Origin of the sequence: Bariatricus sp. SGI.161 (genome assembly GCF_050313695.1) — a bacterium.
In the GTDB taxonomy this organism is placed as follows: domain Bacteria; phylum Bacillota; class Clostridia; order Lachnospirales; family Lachnospiraceae; genus JAFBIX01.
Map to the genome: position 1 here is coordinate 15,640 of NZ_JBNPLX010000014.1, position 23,798 is coordinate 39,437.

24 protein-coding genes are annotated in these 23,798 nt (G+C 40.8%); 22 read left to right on the forward strand and 2 right to left on the reverse strand.

From position 1 onward, the window contains the following. Nucleotides 1-73: 73 nt before the first annotated feature. The 3 genes from ACQRBH_RS09625 to ACQRBH_RS09635 are packed head-to-tail and all read left to right on the forward strand — an operon-like array spanning nt 74 to nt 2,957. Nucleotides 74-664 (forward strand): YdcF family protein, encoded by a 591-nt coding sequence (locus tag ACQRBH_RS09625; RefSeq protein ID WP_427743185.1) that lies wholly within the window; start codon nt 74-76, stop codon nt 662-664. A gap of 9 nt (nt 665-673) precedes the next feature. Further along, nucleotides 674-1,648, forward strand: coding sequence for a leucine-rich repeat protein (locus tag ACQRBH_RS09630; protein WP_427761492.1), 975 nt, complete (start codon nt 674-676; stop codon nt 1,646-1,648). 16 nt (nt 1,649-1,664) lie between these two features. Then, on the forward strand, nt 1,665-2,957 hold the full coding sequence (locus tag ACQRBH_RS09635) for a vWA domain-containing protein (RefSeq protein WP_427761523.1): 1,293 nt from the start codon (nt 1,665-1,667) through the stop codon (nt 2,955-2,957). A gap of 248 nt (nt 2,958-3,205) precedes the next feature. On the opposite strand, the gene ACQRBH_RS09640 is transcribed toward ACQRBH_RS09635, so the two are convergent. Continuing rightward, entirely contained in the window at nt 3,206-3,439 is a 234-nt protein-coding gene (locus ACQRBH_RS09640; protein ID WP_347376537.1) for a helix-turn-helix transcriptional regulator, read from the reverse strand. Between the two features lie 112 nt (nt 3,440-3,551). Between ACQRBH_RS09640 and ACQRBH_RS09645 the strand changes: the two genes are divergently transcribed. From ACQRBH_RS09645 to ACQRBH_RS09730, 18 genes are all read left to right on the forward strand, one after another. Next, nucleotides 3,552-4,274, forward strand: a complete 723-nt coding sequence (locus ACQRBH_RS09645) for a CpsB/CapC family capsule biosynthesis tyrosine phosphatase (RefSeq protein ID WP_427743187.1) — start codon at nt 3,552-3,554, stop codon at nt 4,272-4,274. Nucleotide 4,275: 1 nt separating this feature from the next. Beyond that, complete coding sequence (locus tag ACQRBH_RS09650; protein WP_427761493.1) at nt 4,276-5,049, forward strand: YveK family protein; 774 nt, start codon at nt 4,276-4,278, stop codon at nt 5,047-5,049. A gap of 12 nt (nt 5,050-5,061) precedes the next feature. Then, a complete protein-coding gene (locus ACQRBH_RS09655) occupies nt 5,062-5,745 on the forward strand; it encodes a polysaccharide biosynthesis tyrosine autokinase (RefSeq protein WP_427743190.1) in 684 nt (227 codons plus the stop codon). A gap of 15 nt (nt 5,746-5,760) precedes the next feature. Then, nucleotides 5,761-6,480, forward strand: a complete 720-nt coding sequence (locus ACQRBH_RS09660) for an immunoglobulin-like domain-containing protein (RefSeq protein ID WP_427743191.1) — start codon at nt 5,761-5,763, stop codon at nt 6,478-6,480. A gap of 15 nt (nt 6,481-6,495) precedes the next feature. After that, nucleotides 6,496-7,944, forward strand: coding sequence for an LCP family protein (locus tag ACQRBH_RS09665; RefSeq protein ID WP_427743192.1), 1,449 nt, complete (start codon nt 6,496-6,498; stop codon nt 7,942-7,944). A 55-nt stretch (nt 7,945-7,999) separates the two neighbouring features. After that, nucleotides 8,000-9,415, forward strand: coding sequence for a sugar transferase (locus ACQRBH_RS09670; RefSeq protein WP_427761494.1), 1,416 nt, complete (start codon nt 8,000-8,002; stop codon nt 9,413-9,415). Nucleotides 9,416-10,219: 804 nt separating this feature from the next. Next, the gene (locus tag ACQRBH_RS09675) at nt 10,220-11,275 is read left to right on the forward strand and encodes a glycosyltransferase (protein ID WP_427743224.1); all 1,056 of its coding nucleotides are present in this window, start codon (nt 10,220-10,222) and stop codon (nt 11,273-11,275) included. A gap of 231 nt (nt 11,276-11,506) precedes the next feature. Further along, a complete protein-coding gene (locus ACQRBH_RS09680) occupies nt 11,507-12,190 on the forward strand; it encodes a sugar transferase (protein WP_427743194.1) in 684 nt (227 codons plus the stop codon). A gap of 173 nt (nt 12,191-12,363) precedes the next feature. Further along, the gene (locus ACQRBH_RS09685; RefSeq protein WP_427743195.1) at nt 12,364-12,600 is read left to right on the forward strand and encodes a VanZ family protein; all 237 of its coding nucleotides are present in this window, start codon (nt 12,364-12,366) and stop codon (nt 12,598-12,600) included. Between the two features lie 20 nt (nt 12,601-12,620). Then, nucleotides 12,621-13,400, forward strand: coding sequence for a glucose-1-phosphate cytidylyltransferase (rfbF, locus tag ACQRBH_RS09690; protein WP_427743196.1), 780 nt, complete (start codon nt 12,621-12,623; stop codon nt 13,398-13,400). Next, nucleotides 13,401-14,456, forward strand: coding sequence for a CDP-glucose 4,6-dehydratase (rfbG, locus tag ACQRBH_RS09695; protein WP_427743198.1), 1,056 nt, complete (start codon nt 13,401-13,403; stop codon nt 14,454-14,456). It begins immediately after the preceding gene. Between the two features lie 11 nt (nt 14,457-14,467). Next, nucleotides 14,468-15,394, forward strand: a complete 927-nt coding sequence (locus ACQRBH_RS09700; protein ID WP_427761495.1) for an NAD-dependent epimerase/dehydratase family protein — start codon at nt 14,468-14,470, stop codon at nt 15,392-15,394. A 5-nt stretch (nt 15,395-15,399) separates the two neighbouring features. Further along, nucleotides 15,400-15,969 (forward strand): dTDP-4-dehydrorhamnose 3,5-epimerase, encoded by a 570-nt coding sequence (rfbC, locus tag ACQRBH_RS09705; RefSeq protein WP_427743200.1) that lies wholly within the window; start codon nt 15,400-15,402, stop codon nt 15,967-15,969. A gap of 25 nt (nt 15,970-15,994) precedes the next feature. Continuing rightward, nucleotides 15,995-17,011 carry a glycosyltransferase family 8 protein gene (locus ACQRBH_RS09710; RefSeq protein WP_427743201.1) on the forward strand — a complete coding sequence of 339 codons (1,017 nt, stop codon included), beginning with the start codon at nt 15,995-15,997 and terminating at the stop codon, nt 17,009-17,011. A gap of 5 nt (nt 17,012-17,016) precedes the next feature. Next, nucleotides 17,017-17,994, forward strand: a complete 978-nt coding sequence (locus ACQRBH_RS09715) for a glycosyltransferase family 2 protein (protein ID WP_427743202.1) — start codon at nt 17,017-17,019, stop codon at nt 17,992-17,994. Nucleotides 17,995-18,048: 54 nt separating this feature from the next. Beyond that, nucleotides 18,049-19,113: an acyltransferase gene (locus tag ACQRBH_RS09720; protein ID WP_427743203.1), complete on the forward strand. Its 1,065-nt coding sequence runs from the start codon at nt 18,049-18,051 to the stop codon at nt 19,111-19,113. Nucleotides 19,114-19,125: 12 nt separating this feature from the next. Then, on the forward strand, nt 19,126-20,085 hold the full coding sequence (locus ACQRBH_RS09725) for a glycosyltransferase family 2 protein (protein WP_427743205.1): 960 nt from the start codon (nt 19,126-19,128) through the stop codon (nt 20,083-20,085). A gap of 59 nt (nt 20,086-20,144) precedes the next feature. Further along, nucleotides 20,145-21,392: an EpsG family protein gene (locus ACQRBH_RS09730; protein ID WP_427761496.1), complete on the forward strand. Its 1,248-nt coding sequence runs from the start codon at nt 20,145-20,147 to the stop codon at nt 21,390-21,392. Nucleotides 21,393-21,501: 109 nt separating this feature from the next. On the opposite strand, the gene ACQRBH_RS09735 is transcribed toward ACQRBH_RS09730, so the two are convergent. Continuing rightward, a complete protein-coding gene (locus tag ACQRBH_RS09735; RefSeq protein WP_427761497.1) occupies nt 21,502-22,293 on the reverse strand; it encodes an IS1595 family transposase in 792 nt (263 codons plus the stop codon). Nucleotides 22,294-23,195: 902 nt separating this feature from the next. Between ACQRBH_RS09735 and ACQRBH_RS09740 the strand changes: the two genes are divergently transcribed. Further along, a complete protein-coding gene (locus ACQRBH_RS09740) occupies nt 23,196-23,342 on the forward strand; it encodes a transposase (RefSeq protein WP_427743210.1) in 147 nt (48 codons plus the stop codon). The last annotated feature ends 456 nt before the right edge of the window (nt 23,343-23,798 follow it).

The following is a 23,798-nucleotide window of genomic DNA, read 5'->3' on the forward strand; positions in this document are numbered from 1 at the left end:
ATATGTGCCTATTTCCTTGAAAAGAAAGTGGAAAGAGTGTAAAATACATGGAGTACGAAAGAAGGAAGAGAATATGAAGAGATTAAAGAATAGAATTGGATGGCTGGCAGCGGGAGTATTAGCAACGAATGGATGCTTATTTTGTATGATGTTTCGTGCTCCGAAGAAGTGTTGGGAGCAGGATAAGTATGATTGTGCAGTTGTCTGTGGATGTCAGGTAGAAGAGGATGGAACTCCTTCTGATCTGTTGAGGAGCAGGGTAGAGAAAGCAGTGGAACTGTGGAAGGAAAAGAAAGTCCGTTATCTGATTATGTCTGGAGCCGCTGTACATAATGCATATGTGGAAGCTGAGGCAATGAAGCAGTATGCGATGGAACTGGGAGTACCGGAAGATTATATTCTGGAAGAGAAACAGGCGGTCAGTACATATCATAATCTGATGTATGCTGCAAAGTTGATGAGGCTTTGTGGCTTTCGGGATTGTGTGGTAGTGACGAACGGGTGGCATCTTCGAAAGGCAGATCACTATGCCAGGAGAAGTGGCGTGCGGTATGTAATGGCTGCGGCAGAGAATCCACAGGAACAGAGCCTGAGACAGACAATCTGCCTATATATAGAGACGAATCTGCATATGTATGTGAACATGTGGAAAGGGTATTATTAATCAGAGAATATGTGGGAGAAGAGAAGTGGGCAGATCTGCCCAGAGATTCATTATAAAGATACGAATCAAGGTATTGTGATTACAAGTTGTTATGGTATCGAAGGACAGATCATCCTGCCGGATGAGATTCATGGCGTACCAATTGTTGGAATTGCCCCTTATGCGTTCGCTGAAAATCGTGAAGAGGAAGAAGGGGTATCTGTCTGGGAACATGAAGATGCAAGTCTTGTGGGAAAGCGGAATAGAATCTGTGGAACTTCTGTGACTGAGATCTGGCTTCCGGCGCAGGTAAGAGAGATTGGAAGATATGCATTCTATCGCTGCAGGAATCTGAAAAGGCTTATATTGTCAGATAGTCTGCTGGACTTGGGAGGCGGCGCACTGACGGGATGCCATCTGGAAGAAGTAGAGATTCATTTCTTTTACGGAGAACGATGCTGTCTGAAATCAATTGTAGACGAGATGCGATATGCAATCCGCACAAAGCTGTATTATGAAAATGGAATGGCGCAAGTACTATTTCCAGAGCATTATGAAGAGGCTGTGGAGAATACGCCGGCAAGAATTCTGGTGACCCATCATCATGGCGCCGGAGGATATTATCGTCAGTGCTTCTATGATCGGAAGCTGGATTATAAGAAATATGATGAACTGTTGTACCATACGGTAGCGGAGGAGCAGCCGGATGTAGCAGCGGAATTAGTGCTGAACCGGGTAAGATACCCTTATCAGTTGTCAAAAGCAGCGCAGGATGCTTATGAGGTTTATCTTAGAGAACATGTAGAGGTGGCAGCAGATGTTCTGATTACAGCAGAAGATATAGAAGGACTTCATTTTCTGTCTCTGGGGAATTATTGGACGCCGGAAGCACTGGAGCATGCAGTGAAGAAGGCGACAGAGGAGAAGAAGACGGAAGTGTTGAGTTTTCTTATGAATGAAAAGCACCGATGCTTTCCAAAGAAGAAAAAGACATTTGAATTATAGAGAAAGCTTAGTATCTATGGAGAGAGAATTAACGACAGGTGATAAATTGAATATGGTCAGCCAGAAGATTCTGAAGGTCGCCAGAAATGAGCTGTATCTGAAGATGCGATTCATGGATGTGGCCTTGAGCAGTCTGGTGTATGTCATGGATGAGGGCTCAGAAGGTATGGGAACGGATGGACTCTATCTGTATTATCACCCTCAGTATCTGGGCGGACTGTATCGGGAAGACCGGATACAGGTGAATCGGATATATCTTCATCTGGTTCTTCACGGAATCTTCCGGCATATGGTCAGAAGAAGAGGGCGGGAAGAGCGGCTGTATCATCTTGCCTGTGATATCGTGACAGAATCCATGATTGATGGTATGCAGCATCGTTGTGTATTGAAGAGTCGTTCCTGGCTTCGAAGAGAGACTTATCGGAAGCTTCACAAGGAGATGAAAGTTCTTACTGCAGAGAAGGTATATGGTGTACTGATAAGGTGGGGACTGTCTGAAGATGAGATGGTGCGTATGGAAGCAGAATTCCGTATGGATGACCATAGTTATTGGCCTTCCGACGATGATCAGAAGAAGCAGGAGCAGATTGAACAAAGGTGGGAGGATATCAGTGAGCAGATGGAGACTGATATGGAGATCTTTTCCAAGGAAGCATCTGCAGAGGCGGGGAATCTGGTAGAACAGGTACGAGTAGAGAACCGGGAACGGATGGATTATCGGCAGTTTCTGCGGAAGTTTTCAGTATTGAAGGAGGAGATGGCAGTCGATCAGGATTCCTTTGATTATGTCTTCTATAGTTATGGTCTGTCACTGTACGGGAATATGCCGTTGATTGAACCGCAGGAGTGGAAAGAGGTTCAGAAGGTAGAGGAATTCGCGATTGTAGTTGATACTTCTATGTCTTGTTCTGGAGAATTGGTGAAGAGATTTCTGGAAGAGACATACAGTGTACTAAGTGAAAATGACAGCTTTTTTCGAAAAGTAAATATTCACATTATTCAGTGTGATGACCAGATACAGATGGATCAGAAGGTGACTTGTGAAGAAGAATTAAAGGAATATATGGAGCATCTGGAGCTTAGAGGAGAAGGAGGAACGGATTTTCGTCCGGCATTTGCCTATGTGGAACAGCTGATGGGCCAACATGCATTTGAACGATTGAAAGGACTGCTTTATTTTACCGATGGGAAAGGTATCTATCCTTCCAAGATGCCGCCTTATGAGACAGCATTCGTGTTCCTGAAAGAAGATTATGAGGATGTAGATGTGCCGCCATGGGCGATGAAGCTTATATTAGATATAGAATAATGGAGAGGTATTCTCTTCTGTCAGCCTGGCGGTGACTGAGGGTATTGAATGGAATACCTTCAGTCATTGCAAAAGGGCTGAAAGAAGATATGAAAATTGTACGAAATTGATTAAGTTTATAATTACGGATTTTTTAATGAGGGCAGATGAAATCCGTGAAGCAAAAAATCAGATTTGTCAGAAATATTTGCTATATGAATAGCAAATTTATTAATGTAAAGAAAAGCCATACCGAAGAGATAAGTAGATTATTGGGGTTGCTTATTTCTCGGGTATGGCTTTTTTACATCCGTAAGACCAACTAGATAATCAATGCTTACATTATAGAGGGTGGATAACTTAATCAAAAAATCGATCGGAATCTGACGGGTTCCTTTTTCATATCTTCGGTATACTTCACGTTGACAGCTCAAATACTCAGCTATATCCGCCTGGGTTTTGTCGGAATCGATCCTCAGATCTTCCAATCGCTGAAAATGCATAGTACCACCTCAAAATATTATGCTACCAAAGAATTGCTTTTTTTATTCATTTATGCTACCATATGGTTGCATTCATAAAAATAGAAAATGCAAATATGGAGGTGTAGAAGATATGGAAGGATATATTGATATGCACTGCCATATATTACCCGGAGTAGATGATGGGGCAAAAGATATCAAAGAGATGACGACTATGCTGAAGATTGCCTACAGTGAAGGAATCCGATGTATTATTGCCACACCGCATCATCATCCTTATAGAGGGAAGGAGAGCGCGGAGAATCTCCGGAAGCAGGCTGTCTTGCTGCGGGATGCAGCACATGCGATTGATGAGAAGTTTCGTATCTATCTGGGTACGGAGGTTTATTTTGGACAAGATGTTGTAAATGCAATCAAAGAAAAACAGATATTAACAATGAATAAAAGGAACTATGTCCTGCTGGAGTTCTCACCATCAGATACATATGACTATATCAGGCAGGGGGTTCAGCAAGTTCAGTTTAGTGGATATCGAGTCATTCTTGCCCATGTAGAGCGATATGTATGTATTGCAGAAGATATTGAACTGGCAGAGCAGTTGCATGACATGGGAATCTATCTACAGATCAATTCCGGCAGTATTACTGGTGAAAGCAGCCGTAAAAGTAAAAAATTCGTTCGAAGTCTGATGGATAGGGATCTGGTGTTCTGCGTAGGTACAGATGCACATGATACCAAGCATCGTGCTCCACACATGAGGAAAGCTGCGAGTTATGTCAGCAAAAATTACGGCGAGGAATATATGAGGAGGATATTTTTCAGCAATGCAAAAGAGATGCTGAAGAAAGTAAAGTAAGATGAATCAAAATAATATGGTGAATCAGAATATATCTGATGATGAAATTGAAATTGATCTGGTTGAATTGTTTATGGTATTGAAGTCAAAGCTTCATATTATACTGCTGTCAGGAATACTGGCGGCTTTATTAGCGTTTGTAGGTACGAAATTATTAATGACACCAATGTATACTTCTGTGACGAAGATGTATGTACTGTCTCGCCAGGACAGTTCATCAGGGGTGACTTACAGTGATCTGCAGACGGGCTCACAGTTGACGAAGGATTATGCAGAATTAGTTAAGAGTCGTCCGGTGCTGGAACAGGTCATTGCTGTCCTGAATCTGGATATAGAGCCGGAAGATCTGGCGGAGAATATTACGGTTGAGACACCGACAGATACCCGAATCCTGAGTATTAGTGTGGAAAGTGATAATCCAAAAGAAGCTAAAGAAATTGCGGATACTCTGCGTGAGACGGTAAGCAGTGAGATTAAGGAAATCATGCATGCAGAATCTGTTGATACCATTGAAGATGGAAATCTGCCGAAAGAACCTTCCTCACCAAGTTTAAAAAAGAACATGGTGCTCGGCGGAGCATTGGGAGTGTTCCTTGCATTGGCGATTCTGATATTCATATTCCTAAGGGATGATACCATTAAGAATCCAGATGATGTGGAACAGTATCTGGGCCTGAATGTCCTGACTTCTATCCCAATCAAGGGAAAAGTGCAGAAGCCTAAGAAAGTAAAAATACCAGCGCAGAAGAAGTCTGTGAAGAATGGAAAGAGATAGGAGAGAAAAAAGATGCAGGAAGTGATTCTAAGAAATATAGAACAGGATTATCGAAGCAATGAAGCGTATAAATCGCTTCGTACGAATATAGAGTTTTCCGGGTCAGACAAAAAGGTGATCATGTTCACCAGCTGTACTCCGAATGAAGGAAAAAGTACAGTGTCGTTATCTCTTGCAATGTCCTTCGCGGAAGGTGGTAAAAAGGTCCTTTTTATAGATGGGGATCTTCGAAAGTCTGTGTTAGTCGGACGCCATCATGTACATGGAGAGATAAAGGGATTGAGCCATTTCCTTTCTGGCCGTGTAGAAGTATCAGATGTCATTGTGAAGACACAGCAGGAAGGTTTATTTGTTATCTTTGCAGGAATTGTTCCCCCGAATCCGGCAGAACTGTTGGGAACGAGGCGTCTGGAAGCGCTGATTGAGGGGGCGCGCAAAGCATATGATTATGTCATTATCGATGCACCGCCACTTGGAAGTGTCATCGACAGTGCTGTCATTGCGCGTTGTTGTGATGCATCTGTTCTGGTGATCTCAGCAAACATGATCAGTCGTAAATTCGCTAAGAGTGTGAAAGATCAGCTGGAAAAGACAGGTTGCCCAATTCTGGGAGTCGTCTTAAATAAAGTAGATATGAAGCAGAATAAATACTACGGTAATTACTATGGAAATTACTATGGAGATTACGGTAAATAATAGAGGAAAAAAGGAATGAAACAAAAAGGACTGGTATTTGCACTTGCTGCAGGCTGCATCATTTTGGTGATCATCTGTTATATGTTAGGAACAAAGCATGACGGAGAAGCACCGGTGATTCAGGTGGAAGATATGGATATAACTTACACTGAGGGGGAAGATGAATCTATACTTCTGGAAGGTGTAACAGCAACAGACAATAAAGATGGAGATATTACGGAACAGATATTTATTGACAAGATATTACCTATAGACGATGGTCATGCGATTGTCTATTACGGAGTGCTTGATACAAGTAATAACGTCGGAAGTGCAAGAAGGACAATTCGGTATTATAAGAATGAAGACGGCTCACAGGATATGACAGAAGAGCCCGCATTAACGGAAGAAACTATGGAAGATGCAACAGGGGAGACCTCCGCAGAAGTTACTCAGGATGGTTATGGCGTCCCGCAGGCAAAAGGCAGTCCGGACATTCAGCCAGATGGAGGCCGGCCGACTATGGCATTGGTGACAGAGAGCGTGAAGATCAGGGCAGGAGATACCTTTGACCCAATCAGTGTTGTGTGGGGCGTTGTAGATGATAAAGATGGTGCAGATATATTATATCAACATATTCATGCAGAAGGAGAGTATAACACACAGGCACCAGGGACGTATGAGATTCGATATTATGTGAGTGACAGCGATGGGAATACATCAGATCCACAAATCATAACATTAACTGTGGAATAGAGGAGATGACTAAAGATGGAACAGCATAAGAAAAAACAGCATAAGAGTAAGAACAATCATATAGCAGGAAAGCTGATTGCAGTACTTCAGCTGTTGGTATCCGTTATATTTGCCGCGGTTCTGTGGAACAGCGGCATGATTCCCGGAATCTATCTTGCCGTATTGATTGTTCTTCTTTTGGTCCTGTTCGTAATTACATTCGACCTGCAATATCTGAAACCAAAAGTAGCACATGGAATCGGAATATTGATCAGTATTCTTTTGATTATGATTCTGGGAATTGGCACGGTCTATCTTATGAAGACAACATCCATGATGAAAACGGTTGGTGGAGCTACCTATAAGACAGACAATATGGTCGTGGTAGTTAAGAAAGACAATGCAGCACAGAGTCTGAAAGATGCCAAAAATTATCGCTTCGGTTCTCAGACATCCGTGGATCAGGAGAATAATCAGTTGATGATCAAAGACATCGAGTCTTCGGTAGGAAGGGAAATTAATCTGCAAGAGTATGACACGGTGGTCGAAGAAGCAGAAGCACTGCTTGCTGGTAAGGTGGAAGCAGCTATCTATAATGAAGCATTTACCGGGATTATTGAAGAATCCATTGAAGATTATTCGGAGCAGGTAAGAATCTTATATCAGTATGGAATTGATACAGAGATTGAACAGGAAGAGACCAATATAGAAGAGCCATTCAATGTGTATATCAGTGGAATTGATGTGTCCGGTCCGATTACAACCAATAGTCGAAGCGATGTCAACATTATCATGACAGTGAATCCGAATACGAAACAGATTCTTCTGACAACGACACCAAGGGATTATTATGTCACAATTCCGAATATATCTGGTGAATCCAGAGATAAGCTGACACATGCCGGAATATATGGGGTAGATGCGTCCATGGCAACCCTGGAAAATATATACGGAATTGATATCAGCTATTATGCAAGGGTGAACTTCACTTCTCTGATCAAGATTGTAGATGCTCTTGGTGGTGTAGATGTGAACTCAGAGTATGCATTTACAACCACACATGGAAAATACCAGATTCAACAGGGCATCAATCATATGGATGGAGAGACAGCTCTTGGATTCTCGAGAGAACGTTACAGCTTCGAAGATGGAGATAATCAGAGAGGGAAGAATCAGGAGGCAGTCTTAACTGCTATCCTGAAGAAAGCAATGTCTCCGGCGATACTGATGAACGCAAGCCAGATCATAGATACAGTCGGTGACAGTGTGGAAACCAATATGACGCTGGATGAGATGGCGAAGTTCATTAACATGCAGTTATCAGACGGCGCGGACTGGATCATAGAATCTCAGGCGGCAACCGGTACAGGCGATAATCAGGCATGCTTCTCATCAGGCTCACAGCTATTGTATGTCATGTGGCCAGACGAGGCCGTGGATGCGGCATTGTCTGAGAAGATGCAGCAGGTGCTTGAAGGAAAATAAAGGAATATAAGAGAAGAAGTTATAGAGAAAGAGTGATACATAAGAGGGTGTATGAATGTACAAGGAGATCGTAAAAGGCTGGATAAAACATCTTGATTTTATGCTGATCGATATCCTGTCTTTGGAGATTAGTTTTTTAATTGCATATGCGGTTCGAAATAATATTGAGGGTGGAATCTTCCTTCCGGAAATCTACAGGACTCTGACGGTGATGATTATCATCATGAATATCTGTGTTGTATTCTTCAGTAATAGCTACGAGTCAATCATACGGAGAGGCTATCTTGTAGAATTGAAAAAGGTTATGATTCATTGCATGTGGATAGTTGTAGGCCTTATTGTGTGGATGTTCGCAATCAAGCAGTCCCGTGAATATTCCCGAATCGTAATTCTATCTATGTATCCGATCAGTGTATGCATTATGACAGCAGCCAGATTAATCTGGAAAAGAATCCTTCGTATCCGAATCCGTGAAAACAAAGATTCTCGCAAGATTATGGTAGTAACCACCGACGAAAGAGCAAAAGATGTCGTGGAAGGATTACTTCAGCCATACCGTGATTATCGCATTGAAGCAGTTGTTTTATACGATAACGCGGACAAGACAGGGCAGACAATCTACAAAATACCAATCGTCGCAGGAAAAAATCAGATTGTGCAGTATGTACGCGAACATGTGATTGATGAAGTGTTCATAGATCTGAAAGGTTATGAAGAAAGTGCTGAAAAACTTGCGAATCTTCTGGTAAGTATGGGATTCGTCGTACATGTGAATCTGGCACAGTTTACATCCAGTATGGAGAATAAAAAAGTACATTCCTTTGCGAAATATGTAGTATTGTCTTCCAGTATGAAATTCGCCAGCCCGTGGCAGACAATGATGAAAAGACTTATGGATATCTGTGGGGCGTTGGTAGGACTTGTTATAACGGGGATTGCATTCCTTATCTTTGGACCAATTATTAAGCATCAATCTCCCGGACCTGTCTTCTTCTCACAAGAACGAGTGGGACGAAATGGAAGAACCTTTAAAATCTATAAGTTTCGCACCATGTACCCAGATGCAGAAGATAAAAAGAAAGAACTGATGTCCCAGAATAAGATGCAGGGCTTAATGTTCAAAATGGATAATGATCCAAGAATTATTCCAATCGGACGCTTCCTAAGAAAGAGCAGTATCGACGAATTGCCGCAATTCTGGAATGTCTTAAAAGGAGAGATGAGCCTTGTAGGTACCAGACCTCCAACGGTGGATGAATATAAGCAGTATGGAATACGACACCGGAAGCGCCTCGCAATGAAACCCGGGATTACCGGAATGTGGCAGGTAAGTGGCCGAAGCGATATTGTGGACTTTGAAGAAGTCGTTGCCCTGGATGCAAAATATATCGAAGAATGGACATTGAGTATGGATATCAAAATACTCTGGCAGACAGTGAAGATTGTAGTGGCTGGAAAAGGGGCAGTGTGATCTTAGAAAGTCTGATGATTTTGTCATGTTGATTGATGAAGATGAATTGATGAATGCAAAGTTGAGTGCTGAAAATGGGAATGAAGAGAGGTGCGTAAATCTCTACTCTAAATTTTCAGTTGATTTTTCGTAGGTTATGATGACCGTTAAAATCATCCGTTATTGCCGAAAAATGAGGCTTTAGGGTACAGGTCTGCGAGTAGTGATAAGTACATTTTCAAATGAAATGGAGAGGACTTTCTCGCTGGATATGGGGTGGATGAGAACATTTTGACATGAAATGGATGAGGCGAAAAACATGGATTTTTTCGTTTCGGGTAGAGGTCTTGGAATAGTGATAAGTACATTTTGAACATGAAATTGGGCTGCAAGAAGTTTAGATGGGTGCTGAAAAATGCCGTAATATCAAGGGTTTTTGATAGATGATACAGACATTGCGAGGGGTCTACCCTAAAAAATCATATTGAGGAAAAGTGAGGGACTATGAGGTGAAAACGCTCATTTTCAGTTTAAGGCCTATGGAAGAACCGAATCGTTGTTTTCAATAAATGATAAACAGACCAAGGGGTCTACCCTATGAACTTTAGTGGGCGTTTTTTAAGGGTTAGATGAGGGTTTTGAAGCCGGAAATGAACATTTCTGGGGATGAAAAATCAACTGAGATGAACATAAGCAATTTCGGATAGACCTGTCCATGAAGAGATAAACACATTGTTGATCATACAGAAATCGACCGGAAAGTCGTTAAACTATAGCAGAGGAGATAAAGATGATAAAAAACTCTGATTTTCAGTAAGCGTCCTGATTCCAGTAACCGGTCTAAAAACCATAAACGAAACCATAGAATCTGTCATACGTCAAGAATGCGCAGAGTGGGAGGTTTTGATTCTCAGAAATGATATTCAAGACCTTCCACAGGGCACAGACGTTGCAGAAAAAGATGTTTTCTATCAGGATTCGGATTATTTGATACGAGAGATTTATATCCGAAAAAAGGGAAAGGGGAATGCCTTGAGTGTAGGGATTTGTTATACAAGAAACGCTTTGGTTTGTGTGATTGATGCTGATTGTATTTTACAGGAGGATGCTCTTTCTAAGGCGGTAAAGCATTTTCAGAATGATGAAGTGGTTGCTGTCGGTGGACGCTTACTTGTCAAAAGAGAAGACTCCTGTCAGCTAGAAGCGATTCAGTCTTGCGAATATATGAAGACATTTCAGCTTTCCAGGAGGATATTTGCCAGGTTAAACGCACAGTGTTTGATTTCAGGAGCATTTGGTGTCTTTCGCAAAAGCACTCTTCTGGGAATGAATGGATACGATATCGATACTGTTGGAGAAGATATGGAGCTAGTTCTGCGATTGCAAGAGCAAGACTTTCAGCAATCAAAGAAACGTATTGTTTATGAAGCAACTGATGTCTGTTATACCGGAGTGCCACATAGCATCAAAAGACTACTGCATCAAAGGGACAGGTGGCAAAGAGGCTTGATGGATTGTCTTATCAAGCACCATAATTTGATTGCCAACCCACGCTATGGACTATTGGGACTCGTAACAATGTGCTATCAGCTTATGGTTGAATTACTTGGGCCTATATTTTGGGTGATTTATACGGTTTTGCTGATAGAAAAGAAAATGCTTTCATTTCTTACGGTGGTGTTTGTCGGATATGTTTTGCTTCAAATCGGACTGGCGATCTTTGCAGCATACATAGATACAGAGAAAAATATGAGAAGCCTTTTCAGATGGATACCGAAACTGATCTTAACAACAATAGAAGAAATGGTTTTGCAAATTCCGATTATGGTAGCGAGGGTAGTTGGAATGCTTACATTCCATTGGCGAAGACTTGTCTGGTAGATTGGTTCCCCATTCTTTCCACCCTACCTTATATGTACTATTTCTAATCATTCTCACTAAACCCCTCCCTGAAAGATTGGGTTTAAATAGGAAGTTTAAAAGGGGAGAAAAGATAAGGGTATAGGACACTGGGTGAATGGGGTTGAGTGGGAGAGAAGAAAAGTGGAGTTAGGGAGAGAGCCACACAGGAGAGTGTGGGAGAAAGACAAAAGATGAGGAGATAAGAGTTATATGGATGTCAATAGTACCGATTTTGACATTGAAGTTGGAATAAAAGTTTTTGATAGAAAACAGGAGCTCCGTAGCCACAAGGGTTATTGGGCGTTACGAAGAGGGCAGGATGTGTTCTTTAGCGGATTAGCAATGGTTGTTTTAAGTCCTGTGCTACTTCTTACAGCTCTTGCAGTATTGATTGATGATCCACATGGCAGTCCGATTTTTATACAACTTCGCTGTGGACGAGATGGCAAGAAGTTCTATATGTATATATTTCGCTCTATGTATATGGATGCTGAAAAGAAATTAGAAGAACTTCTTCAAGCCAATGAGATGGATGGTCCAGCATTTAAGATCAAAGACGATCCGAGAATCACGAGGGTTGGTAAATTCATCCGAAAGACTAGCATAGATGAACTTCCTCAGCTTTGGAACATATTAAAGGGTGATATGAGCATTGTGGGCTCAAGACCGGCTCTTCCAAGGGAGGTTGAGCAGTATAAGGATATCTGGAGACAGAGAATGTATATCACACCTGGTCTTACCTGCTATTGGCAGATAGCACCGAATAGAAATGATATCAGTTTTGATGACTGGATGAAGCTTGATATGAAATACATAGAAGAACGTAGCTTTTGGGTTGATTGGAAGATCATATTCATGACTGTTAAAGCAGTTGTGTTTGGAATGGGAAGGTAAGGATGAAGAGATATTTAAGATATATCCCGCTCATCTTATCGTTACTCCTGATATTTGGATTAACGTTTCAAAACAGAGCTGGATCTAAACAGCTAACTGAGAATACACAGGCGATTATTGAAAATGTGGTCAATAGTCCAGTTAAGACCAATTGATGGAATAACTACATACTGATGAGAAAACTTAGTCACATTCCGGAGTATTTTTTGTTGGGCCTGAGTAGTGTGATAGCTCTTGGAAAAAGGTGGAAAGCTGGAATGCTCTGTGTGGCAGTTAGTTTAATGGATCAGATAGTGAAAGGAATTCTGCCAGGTAGAGAATTTGACTGGAGAGATATGCCATTTGATTTAATCGGGTATGTGATAGGAATCCTGGTAATGGCAATAGTATTGGGGATTAGAAATAGATAAGCAGAAGAGGAGAGGACAAGATGAAAGCAGTTATTTTAGCGGGTGGATTTGGTACACGTATTTCCGAAGAATCCCATCTGAAACCAAAGCCGATGATTGAAATCGGAGAAATGCCTATCCTTTGGCATATTATGAAAGAATATTCTTTCTATGGAGTAAATGAGTTTATTATCTGCGCCGGATATAAGCAGCATGTGATTAAAGAGTGGTTTGCAGACTATTTTATTCACACGTCTGATATCACTTTTGATTTTACTAAGGGCAATGAGATGATTATTCACAATAAGCATGCAGAACCTTGGAAGGTTACGGTTGTGGATACAGGACTCAGTACGCAAACGGGTGGCCGTATTAAGCGAGTAAAAGATTATGTTGGTGATGAAACCTTCATGGTGACTTACGGAGACGCAGTTGGAGATATAAACATTGATGAACTGCTATCATACCATAATGAGCATGGAAAAATCGGAACAATGTCAATGTATAACTTTGGTCAGACAAAAGGCATCGTTGATGTTGGCTCGGATGGTAATATCAAAGCTTTTAGGGAAAAATCAGATTTTGACGGCGATCTCATCAATATTGGCTATATGGTTTTTGAGCCCACCCTCTTTGATTATATCGAGGGTGACAGCACGATTTTTGAAAAGGAGCCGTTGACACAGTTGGTTGAAGATGGTCAACTGGCCGGATATGTTCATAAAGGCTTTTGGCAGTGTATGGATACCTTAAGAGAAAAACAGAAGTTAGAAAAACTGTGGGCTAACGGAGAAGCACCTTGGAAGATTTGGGAGGACTAAATGAATTTCGATTTGAGTTTTTATAAAGGAAAGAAAGTATTTGTCACCGGTCACACGGGTTTCAAAGGCTCCTGGCTCTGTAAGATGTTGGGGAATGCTGGTGCGATTGTCACAGGATACTCCCTGAATCCTCCAACAAATCCGTCCTTGTTTGAGATCGCAGCGATTGAGCAGGATGTTCACTCTGTCATCGGTGATATCCGGGACTATCCGGTGCTGAAGGCGACGTTTGATGAGGCACAGCCGGAGATTGTTCTCCATTTGGCGGCACAGCCCATCGTCCGTGACAGCTACAAAGACCCGGCCTATACATATGAAACTAATGTCATGGGTACAGTGAATATTCTGGAATGTGTTCGTAACAGCGATTGTGTGAGATCTTTCTTGAATGTGACCACAGACAAGGTCTATCTGAATAAGGAATGGGCATGGGGCTATCGTGAAAATGAAGAGCTAGATGGATATGATCCATACTCCAACTCCAAGTCCTGCTCGGAACTGGTGACGCATTCCTACAAGAACAGTTTCTTTGTGGATGGTCGTGTTGCGATTTCCACGGCCCGGGCAGGAAATGTGATCGGCGGAGGTGACTTTGCCAATGATCGCATCATCCCTGACTGCATTCGAGCAGCAATGAAGCATGATGACATCGTGGTACGCAATCCGTTCTCCACTCGGCCCTACCAGCATGTTCTGGAGCCTCTGTATGCATATTTAATGATTGCAGCGATGCAGTATGAGGACGGTAAATACGCTGGTTACTATAATGTAGGCCCCGACGATGTGGACTGTTTCCAGACGGGAACTTTGGTGGATCTGTTCGTCAGCAAGTGGGGAGAGGGCATGAAATGGGTGAACCGCTATGACGGTGGCCCCCACGAGGCGAACTTCCTGAAGCTGGACTGCTCCAAGCTGAAGGCGACTTTTGGCTGGAAGCCCCACTGGAATCTGGATAACGCCATTGAGATGGTGGTGGAGTGGAGCAAGTGCTGGGCCGATGGTGGCGACATCCGGGCTTGTATGGATGAGCAGATTAATAGTTTTATGAGATCGTAAAAGGGGAAACTATGGAGAATATACTGGTGACTGGAGCAGCTGGCTTTATAGGTTCAAAGCTGGTTGCTGAATTGATAAAACAGCAGCATAAGGTTTATGCATTGATCGAAAAAGGCGACTCAATGAGTCGAGAAAGATTACACGCTATTAATTCAAATATAGAAATTATTGATGATTCGCAGTATATGCTAAGAAATGCAACTGCATATCCAGCGTTTGATAGAATCTTTCATCTTGCGACAGTAGGCGTCAGGCCAGACTTTCATGATATTAACCTGATTTGTGATGTCAATATAAAGATGGGGTGCCAGCTGGTAGACTTCGCCAAAGAAAATCGTAGCGGCGTTCTAGTGAACTTTGGCTCTTGCTTTGAATATGGAGACCACGGAGCTGTTCTTTTGACGGAAGACATGGATTGTCGTCCAGAGTCGTTATATGCGATTTCAAAGAACGCATCTACGAATCTTGTTACGGGCTGTGCAAAAACTCAGCATGTCAACATGATAACTGTGAGGCCTTTTGGCGTATTCGGTGAAGGAGAAGGTCCGACAAGATTGGCACCCTCAATCATTGCTAGCTGTATGAAGGGCGAGAAGGTGAAGACTACTCCCGGGGAACAGATAAGAGACTTTGTAAATGTGAAAGACCTCGTAAAGGCGATTATCTGTCTCTCAGAATCGGAGTATAAACCATACGAGATTTACAATATCTGTTCTGATAATCCAGTCAGTGTTAGAGATTTCATAATGGAGATTGTCGATGTCTGTGGTTTTGATGTATCGCTTGTAGACTTCGGTAGTATTCCGTATAGAAAAAATGAAGCAATGGTATTTGCTGGAAACAATAAAAAGCTTCAGAGTGTAATTCAATATGATTTCCCTCGTAATCACAGGGACGGAATACTTGATATTTACGACTCCTTGAAAACAGAGGATTAAGAATTATGGCATTTGAATTCAAGAAAACAAAGATTGCGGGTCTTCTTGTAATTCAGCCACATATGTATCCAGATGACCGTGGGCTATATAAGAAATGCTATGAGAGAAACATATTCGGGGAAAATGGCGTAACCTGCACCTTTACCGAGTCGAGTGATTTGTATTCAAAAAAAGGTGCATTAAGAGGCTTACATTACCAAACTGTTGATTCTCAAGCAAAGCTCATTCATGTGATATCGGGTGTGTTGTTTGATGTGGCGTTAGACTTAAGAGAAGATTCCTCAACATTTGGGGAATACCACACAGAACTTCTTAGGGCGGAGGACAATAAGGTTGTTTTTATCCCAGAGGGCTTTGCACATGGTTTTATAGCATTGACTGACAATACTGTATTTTCCTACCAGTGTTCCGGCAGCTATGTTCCAGAAGCATGTGGCGGTATCAGGTGGGATGATCCGGAGTTAAATATTCCCTGGCCATTAAAAGAATATGGCGTGGAAAAGGTAATTGCAACAGAAAAAGATAAAAACTGGCCAACATTGTCAGAATATAAGCTCAGAAATGGGATCAAATAAGCAGAAAGAAAAGGAGAAGGAATTGATGGACATATTATATTCAAGCAGTGATAGTTATGCTTTTTTGACAGGGATATCGATTCTTTCACTATTGGAAAATAATAAGTCCTGTGACAGGATACATATCTATATTATGGATAATCATATCTCAGCGGATAACAAAGATAAGCTGGTGGAGGTAGTGAACAACTACGGAAGGCAGATATCTTATGTTCCGATGCCTGATATGAAAGAACTTACAGGTCAGGAAATAGATACAAGGAGATGGAATATTAGCACATTTGGCCGACTATATATGGCAAGCGCATTGCCAGAAACTGTCCACAAGGTGCTGAATATTGATTGTGATACCATCATTGTAGATTCGATAGAGCCACTCTGGAATACAGATATGAGTGGTAAAGTCTTTGGCGGAATGCTGGAGTGCATTAATGATCGATATAGAAGGAATGTTGGGAAAACCAGTGGCGATTATTATTTGAATGGAGGCATTGTCTTCCTGAATTTGGATGAAGTACGTGCTGGTAGCTATGAAAAGAAGTTTACAGATTATATAACGAAATATGGAAGCAGTTTGGCGTATCTGGATCAGGATGTTTTGAATAGCGTTGTTGAACAGAGCAAAAAAATGAAGTTGCCAATGAGATATAATGTTCTATCCATCTATTTCTATGCAACCTATGAGCAGGTGCTGAGGATTCGCCGTTCAGGATCAGAGGCGTTTTATAGTAAAGAAGAATATGACCTATCTGTCCAGCATCCTGGATTGGTGCATTTCACGACATGCTTTCTGGATGGATTAAGACCATGGATAAAAGGGAATCAACACCCGTTCTTAAAGCAGTTCCTTCAGTATAAGGAAATGTCTCCATGGAAGGAAGTACCTCTCCAGGAGGACAAACGTAGCGGTTTAGTAAAGTTAAGAACCGCCATGATCCGAAAAGCTCCGCGCTTCGCGTTGTGCGAAGTTGCCTCCATTTTGCACGGAGTCATTATTCCAGAAAAGAACTATAGACGAATGAAACAGAAAGTAAAAGAGTGATTAAGATGCCCAAGTTTAGTATTATTGTACCGATATATAGAGTGGAGAAGTACCTTAATAAGTGCGTTGACAGTGTATTGTGCCAGACATTCGACGATTTTGAATTGATTCTCGTTGATGACGGCTCACCGGACAGATGTGGCCAGATTTGTGATAGTTATGCATATGCTGACTCTCGAATAAAGGTTGTTCATAAAAATAATGGAGGCCTGTCAAGCGCTAGAAATGCTGGCCTTGATATTGCAACAGGTAAATACATTATTTTTCTAGATAGTGATGATTATTGGGACGATAATACAGCCTTAGAGCATATTCATAAGAATCTGGCTGAAACAGACGCAGACCTGCTTGTGTTTCCGGCCAAACGTTTCTATGAAGACGAGAATAGATTCACCTACATCTTAAATCTTGAAGTTGATCGGAATCGAATCATAGATACCAATGTAAATTGTGCGATTGAATATATGTTGGAAAACAATATCTATCGTGCTGCCGCATGGAACAAAGTAATTAGAAAATCTGTTATAGATGAGCATCTGATGCGTTTCAAAGAAGGATATCTCAGTGAGGATATGGACTGGTGTGGAGCTTTATTGCTATACTCGACAAGGTTCGATTTTTATAAAGAACCGTTTTATTCTTATAGACAGCAACGTAGTGGTTCTATAACGAGTAAAAAATCAGAGAAACTTGTGGCTGATAAAATTGAGCTTTGTGCAAAGGGCTACAAACAGGCTGAGGAATATCCGGATAGGGAAAAAGGAAAACTCCTTGGTTCTTATTATGCATACGAATATGCGGTGACATTAGGGGTATCAGCAAATGTAAAGGATAAGGACACCCTTCGGCAAATGAAAAATCTTGAGCCGCTGCTTGAGCACGATATGTGTAATAAGGTAAAAAAGGTCAATAAACTACGTAGGGTAATAGGATACGAGTTAACAAGAAGAGCGCTGTGCCTTTTTGTTCAGATTAAAAAATGACACATACAGTAGGCGTAAAGTTTGCAAAGGAAATCTGGGGAGGAAAAGAGGAAAGTGCTTGGAATTAAAATAGAAGACAAAATGTCATATGGGGCTAAACTGCCATACATAGAGTATATACGAGTGTTTGCAGCATTGGCGGTCGTATTTTTGCATATAGTTATGACTCTGAATAACAATTATACCGTTGAAGAGCTGGGGGTTTTTAATTACACGGTCTTTAGTGATTGTTATATGCTCGTCAAATGGGCTGTTCCTTGTTTTATTATGGTTTCCGGAGCTTTACTGCTTAATCCGGGTAAACAAATTAGTGTCAAAAAAACGGGAAAGTATATCTGGAGAATGCTTTTGGTTCTTCTGACTTTTGGAGTTGTCTATGCTCTAATGGAGTTAGTCTTCATAGAGAAGACAATAGATGCAAGGATTTTAGGCAGAGCATTGCTGAACACGGCTGAAGGCAATACATGGACTCATATGTGGTACATATATGCTATGATTCCAATATACATTATAATGATGCCACTGAAGGATTTTATCCGGGCACAAAACAGAAAATCAATCGGAATTTTTATTGCTGTATTGTTTGTTGGAAACTTCCTGATTCCGACTGTCAACACCTTGTGTGGAACAGATCTTAAAACCTTTATGCCTATCAATGAGTATGTAACTTACCTCATTATAGGCTACTATATCTCAACCATTCCAAATGATTCAAAGCTGTTTCAGAGGCCGATTTACATAGTGGGGGGTATCGCAACTATCGGTATGATTGGAATCGAGACATATTCCTTGGTAGTACACAACGAAGTTGCGGCTGTCAATCACTCGTCAGGTGAGATCTTGACATTGATCCAGTCAGTATCTGTGTTTATGTTAATGAAGATTGTGTTTGAGCATAGAGAAACGACTCATTTGGTACAAGCGGTATCGAAGTGTTCGTTTGGAATATATCTGATACACCCATTTTGGATTAACTTGATTTATAAAGTGCTGAAAATCAACCCACTATCGATGCCGATTGGAATCGGGATTGTTGTGCTGTTCGCTGTTGTATTTGTATTGTCTTTTATATCAGCATGGCTCGTAAAGAGACTGCCAGCGATAAAGAACATTATTTAGGAGAGAATTGTTATGAATGATGTAAGGATCAGCATCATTGTACCGGTGTACAATGTTGAAAAATATCTTGATAAATGCATAAGCAGCATATTAAATCAAACGTATAAGAATCTTGAAATTATACTGGTTGATGATGGTTCTACAGATTTGTGTCCTCAGCTATGTGATAAATACGCGGAAATAGATCGAAGAATACAAGTTATACATAAGAAAAACGGCGGACTTTCTAGTGCAAGAAATGCAGGTATAGACATCGCTACAGGTGATTTTATTATGTTTGTGGATTCAGATGACTATATTTCGGAGTTGACATGCGAAAAAATAGTTAAAAACATTGCGTCAGATGTTGATATTATTTCCTTTCAATTTCAAAGAGTTTATGATGATGAAACTAAGAATGAGATAGTAGAAGAACAAAATACTGTGAAGATTGTGGAAGGAAATGAGCTTTTTAGAAATTACATAAACAGAACTGATTTCACCCATATGGTGTGTGATAAAGCGTATAGAAATAGTTTGTTCAAAGACGTTCGTTTTATCGAAGGACGACTTGCAGAGGACATGGCATGTAGTTATCTTTTATTTGGAAGGGCTAGACGTGCGATTGCAATTAAGCAAGTTTTTTATTACTACTATACCAGGGATGACAGCATTATGGGTCAAGGAGGACAGAAACTTATTCTGGATGCGTATAAAGGAGAAACTGAGGCCTATAATTACGGAAATAAATATTTTCCAGAGTTTAAGATTGAGAATAATACTAGATATATGAACCAAAGTATGAAAACGTATTTAAAACTAAAATACAAATGTAAAGATATGAGTTCAAGAAAAAATCTTAATATGATTTCAAAAAATATTTCTAAGATAAGTAAAAAGGGGCTACCGAAAGAGACACTATTATTTTATGTGTGTTTTTCTATCAGCAAGCCTATGGCATGGAAAGTTTTTGAAACTCTCAAGTTAAGTTGATTTAGAATAAAGGTTTAATCCGTAGAATGAGGATGTATAGATGATTGGAGTAAAATGGAATGATACCTTATTATATTACATTTTTAATTTCGTGTTTGTTTTGTTATGTCGGTGAACAGTATCTGTGTAAAAGCGGTAAAACTTTTCAGGTGGCGGAAGCTGATAATTTCTGGGCAAAAAAACATGTAATCGCTTTTGATATAACACTGCATGGAAAACATATTTTGAGTTCCACGAAAAGGAAGAAGTTGCAAATAAGTAAATCTTTTTTTTACCTCTCACTAAGTGTGCTCACGGTTTCAATTTTAGCTGGACTAAGAGATTATTCCATTGGAACAGATATCATGGCTTACGGAAATGATTTGTTCTATCATTTCGATAATGGTGCTCCGTTGTTTCAAACAATTCAGCGTATTACGAATATAGAGCCGTTGTACTTAACGCTCTGTTGGATATCTGCATTGCTGGGAACTTCCCCACACATGCTCTATTTCCTTACAGGTTTGATCATTTACGGTTTTGTGATGGCAGGACTGGTCCATTATAGTGATGAATTTCCATTGACTTTATCATGGTTAGGTTTTCTGTGTTTGTTATATGGAAACACGTATAATGCAATGAGACAATCATTAGCACTCGCAATAGGATTTTGGTCATTACATTTTCTTAAAGACGGGAAGACAATTAAGTTTTTTCTCGGAGTAGTTGTGGCTTCCTTTTTCCACACTACAGCCGTAATATACATAGCAATATATGCATTGTCATTGATACTGAAAGCCAATAATAAGCCATATATTAAGGTGTTGATGATTGCTGGTGTCATTCTGGCAATGTATTCATTTAATGAATTGTTAACTCTTTTTATCAATTTCGGAATTTTCAACGCAAAAATGGAAAGGTATTTAATCAAAGATATTGATGCTGAATTTAGCTTAAATGCTATTTTAATTAGATTGCCTTTTCTATTCTTGATTTTGTTAGATTTTAAAAGTTTTATACAACCAACATTTAATAAGATGAAAGCCTTTGAACGAGCGAATAAGGGCGATTTTTATCTTCTTATGGTTCTTATGGAGTTAATGACGACTCTGATGACAGTTTTTGTCTCTACCCTATATAGAATCGCGCTTTACTTTGTAATGTTTAGGTGCATGTCCTATGCGAGAATTTGCAAAGTGGATAAAATAATGAACAATAGAATTTTCAAATGCGCCTTTCTTATAATCTATTTATTGATTGTATTTATATACCAGAATCAGATAAAGGGCGATAACCAGATTTATCCGTATACATTTGGAGACTTCTAAAAAATTATTTATTGGAGAATTCAGAATGGAGCTTGTCAGTGCAATAATTACAACTCATGGACGCTTAAATTTATTTTTACGTGTTAGTTTAAATATCTGGACCTAACCGTCAGATTGCCAAAAGGCCCTCACTGCGGAGTGAGCGGATTGGCAGCGTGGCATTTACCTTCGAGAGCATGGTTCTCACAGTGTCCACCGCAGGATGAAACAGGGACTGCCCTGCCTGTTCGAGAGCGACGAACATCGCAAGATACCGGTTAAGGTACTTGGTGGAAACTCCATTGAAATGTTCCAGCATTTCTTTCAGTCTGCTATGTAGGCTGTTGACCGTATTCAGATGGTATACCTTGTTATAGTCAGTGTGAGAATTCAGAACTACCTTCACACAGTGCTTTTCTTCCACCAGCTTATTGTAAGCAGTAGCTCCATCGCACTGAAAGACACTGTTCTCCGCAATCCGATCACCGATTGCATCTTCGATATTCTCAGCACTCGGCTTTGCTCGGTTTACGCACCTGGTAACAACGTTGTTATCCCTGTCAGCAGCAACGCAAATGCACATTTGCTCGCTGGAAAGTCCTCGTTTTGTTGCGGTTTCTCCGTGTTTTCTGGGCTTTCTCCCGGTTACATGGATGCCTTTTTGTGCTTTCAGGACATAGGTTTCATCCGCTTCAATCAAGTCGCTCAGCATATCATCCTGTACCGCTTTTTCCAGAAAGGCAAGCAGCTTCTGGCGCATGAAAAATGCGGTTGTATGGCAGACAGAGATATGCTCGGCGCACTGATCCAGCGTTTTCAGAGAAAGCGTGTCCTCGATGAACACCGCCCATTTATCCTCGCTCTGGTGAGAGTATGCGGTGATTTTGCCGGCATCATAGGTAAACTTCTTTCCGCAAGCCATGCACTGATACCGCTGCTTCCTACCAGAGAAGCCCTTCTTGACGAAGCGTGCCGAGCGCTGTTGCAGCAGGGGTAGCTTTTGGGAGTTGTATCGCTCAGTTCCTCCTGAACGATAAGGAATTCCTCTGCCATCTTCCGAATCTGCTCCACCTGGTACTCGCTCAACTGCCCGATCTTGCTTAGCAATTCAGTTTTGCTCATAGTCTTTCGCCCCATCTCTCTTTGATGATGCGATTATACTAGGTAATATGACCAATAAAACGGACATGGTCCAGGTTTCTAAACTAACACGTATTTTTATTATTTATTGGACATTTTGGCTCAATGGAAATGTTTGTGTGGTTGGAGATTATGAGGCAAGCAGTATCACGCAACAGGCATAGGTTTCTGAACACCACACTCCCTTGTCTACATTCCCTCGGGGCGCAGGATGCATATTTCAACACATTGACTGCAAGAGACTTTCGGGTAACAAAATATAATCGAACAAGTTTTTCATTGACCCTAAATTATTAGATTATAGGAGTTTGGTACTTAGAGATGAAAATTTAACAACTATGCAAAAGTTATTATGTATATCTTCTTATTTTGGACAAATAGGAATAAAAATAGCATTTGGAGTAAAGAATTTATTAAAAAGGCATATAACAAGTATAATGCACAACTAGAGTGTTTTTCTAAAGTCGAATCCATGACGGATACAAAATAAAACTCACAAAACCAAAAGGAGAATCAACATCTGATGTCGGATCTCTCCTTATACTAAATAAAGAGTGATTGGTATGGATCGACGTTATGAAGTTATCGATAAACAATGGAAGATTATAGAACCCCATTTAGGAAATAAGGCTAAGTGGATGGGAAGGCCGCAAGCAGACAACCGGAACTGTTCAATGGTGTGCAATGGATCTTGAAAACTGGTGCTCCTGGAGTGATTTACCAGAATGCTATAGAACATGGGAGACTGTGTATAAGCGTTTTGCACAGTGGCAGGAGAATGGCAAACTAAAAGCATTGTTTGTCCAACTTCGAGAAGATGCAGACATATAGGATTTATGCATGTATGGCACCTAATATCAAAGAAGATAAAGCCAGCGATCGAACAAAAAAGGGACGTAGATAGCGCCCAAAACTAGTCTATTGGTGTTAGTCGTGGAGGACGATCCACTAAAATTCATGCAGTCGTAGATGGATTGGGCAATTGTTGTGTCTTGATGCTGACAGGAGGGCAAGTCCATGATAGCGTTATGATGAAGTCAGCATTGGATTAGCTAGATATTTCCAAAAATGTAATTTTTGCAGACAAGGCTTATGGTTCTACTGAAAACCGGAAGTATATCTTTGACCGGTCTGCAGAATATTGTATGCTGCCAAAGAGGGTTTATCAAAGCCTTGGGAATGTGATTATTTCCACTAAAAAGAGCGGCACTTGGTAGAGTGCTTCTTTATGAAATTTAAAGATTATCGTAGAGTGGTTATGCGTTTCGACAAACTTGCACGGTGTTT

Excerpts from the sequence above, each read along its gene's own strand:
- ACQRBH_RS09625 (WP_427743185.1), top strand. The coding sequence starts at position 74 with ATGAAGAGATTAAAGAATAGAATTGGATGGCTGGCAGCGGGAGTATTA.
- ACQRBH_RS09630 (WP_427761492.1), top strand. The coding sequence starts at position 674 with ATGTGGGAGAAGAGAAGTGGGCAGATCTGCCCAGAGATTCATTATAAA.
- ACQRBH_RS09635 (WP_427761523.1), top strand. The coding sequence starts at position 1,665 with ATGGAGAGAGAATTAACGACAGGTGATAAATTGAATATGGTCAGCCAG.
- ACQRBH_RS09640 (WP_347376537.1), bottom strand. The coding sequence starts at position 3,439 with ATGCATTTTCAGCGATTGGAAGATCTGAGGATCGATTCCGACAAAACC.
- ACQRBH_RS09645 (WP_427743187.1), top strand. The coding sequence starts at position 3,552 with ATGGAAGGATATATTGATATGCACTGCCATATATTACCCGGAGTAGAT.
- ACQRBH_RS09650 (WP_427761493.1), top strand. The coding sequence starts at position 4,276 with ATGAATCAAAATAATATGGTGAATCAGAATATATCTGATGATGAAATT.
- ACQRBH_RS09655 (WP_427743190.1), top strand. The coding sequence starts at position 5,062 with ATGCAGGAAGTGATTCTAAGAAATATAGAACAGGATTATCGAAGCAAT.
- ACQRBH_RS09660 (WP_427743191.1), top strand. The coding sequence starts at position 5,761 with ATGAAACAAAAAGGACTGGTATTTGCACTTGCTGCAGGCTGCATCATT.
- ACQRBH_RS09665 (WP_427743192.1), top strand. The coding sequence starts at position 6,496 with ATGGAACAGCATAAGAAAAAACAGCATAAGAGTAAGAACAATCATATA.
- ACQRBH_RS09670 (WP_427761494.1), top strand. The coding sequence starts at position 8,000 with ATGTACAAGGAGATCGTAAAAGGCTGGATAAAACATCTTGATTTTATG.
- ACQRBH_RS09680 (WP_427743194.1), top strand. The coding sequence starts at position 11,507 with ATGGATGTCAATAGTACCGATTTTGACATTGAAGTTGGAATAAAAGTT.
- ACQRBH_RS09685 (WP_427743195.1), top strand. The coding sequence starts at position 12,364 with ATGAGAAAACTTAGTCACATTCCGGAGTATTTTTTGTTGGGCCTGAGT.
- rfbF (WP_427743196.1), top strand. The coding sequence starts at position 12,621 with ATGAAAGCAGTTATTTTAGCGGGTGGATTTGGTACACGTATTTCCGAA.
- rfbG (WP_427743198.1), top strand. The coding sequence starts at position 13,401 with ATGAATTTCGATTTGAGTTTTTATAAAGGAAAGAAAGTATTTGTCACC.
- ACQRBH_RS09700 (WP_427761495.1), top strand. The coding sequence starts at position 14,468 with ATGGAGAATATACTGGTGACTGGAGCAGCTGGCTTTATAGGTTCAAAG.
- rfbC (WP_427743200.1), top strand. The coding sequence starts at position 15,400 with ATGGCATTTGAATTCAAGAAAACAAAGATTGCGGGTCTTCTTGTAATT.
- ACQRBH_RS09710 (WP_427743201.1), top strand. The coding sequence starts at position 15,995 with ATGGACATATTATATTCAAGCAGTGATAGTTATGCTTTTTTGACAGGG.
- ACQRBH_RS09715 (WP_427743202.1), top strand. The coding sequence starts at position 17,017 with ATGCCCAAGTTTAGTATTATTGTACCGATATATAGAGTGGAGAAGTAC.
- ACQRBH_RS09725 (WP_427743205.1), top strand. The coding sequence starts at position 19,126 with ATGAATGATGTAAGGATCAGCATCATTGTACCGGTGTACAATGTTGAA.
- ACQRBH_RS09730 (WP_427761496.1), top strand. The coding sequence starts at position 20,145 with ATGATACCTTATTATATTACATTTTTAATTTCGTGTTTGTTTTGTTAT.
- ACQRBH_RS09735 (WP_427761497.1), bottom strand. The coding sequence starts at position 22,293 with ATGGCTTGCGGAAAGAAGTTTACCTATGATGCCGGCAAAATCACCGCA.
- ACQRBH_RS09740 (WP_427743210.1), top strand. The coding sequence starts at position 23,196 with ATGGATCTTGAAAACTGGTGCTCCTGGAGTGATTTACCAGAATGCTAT.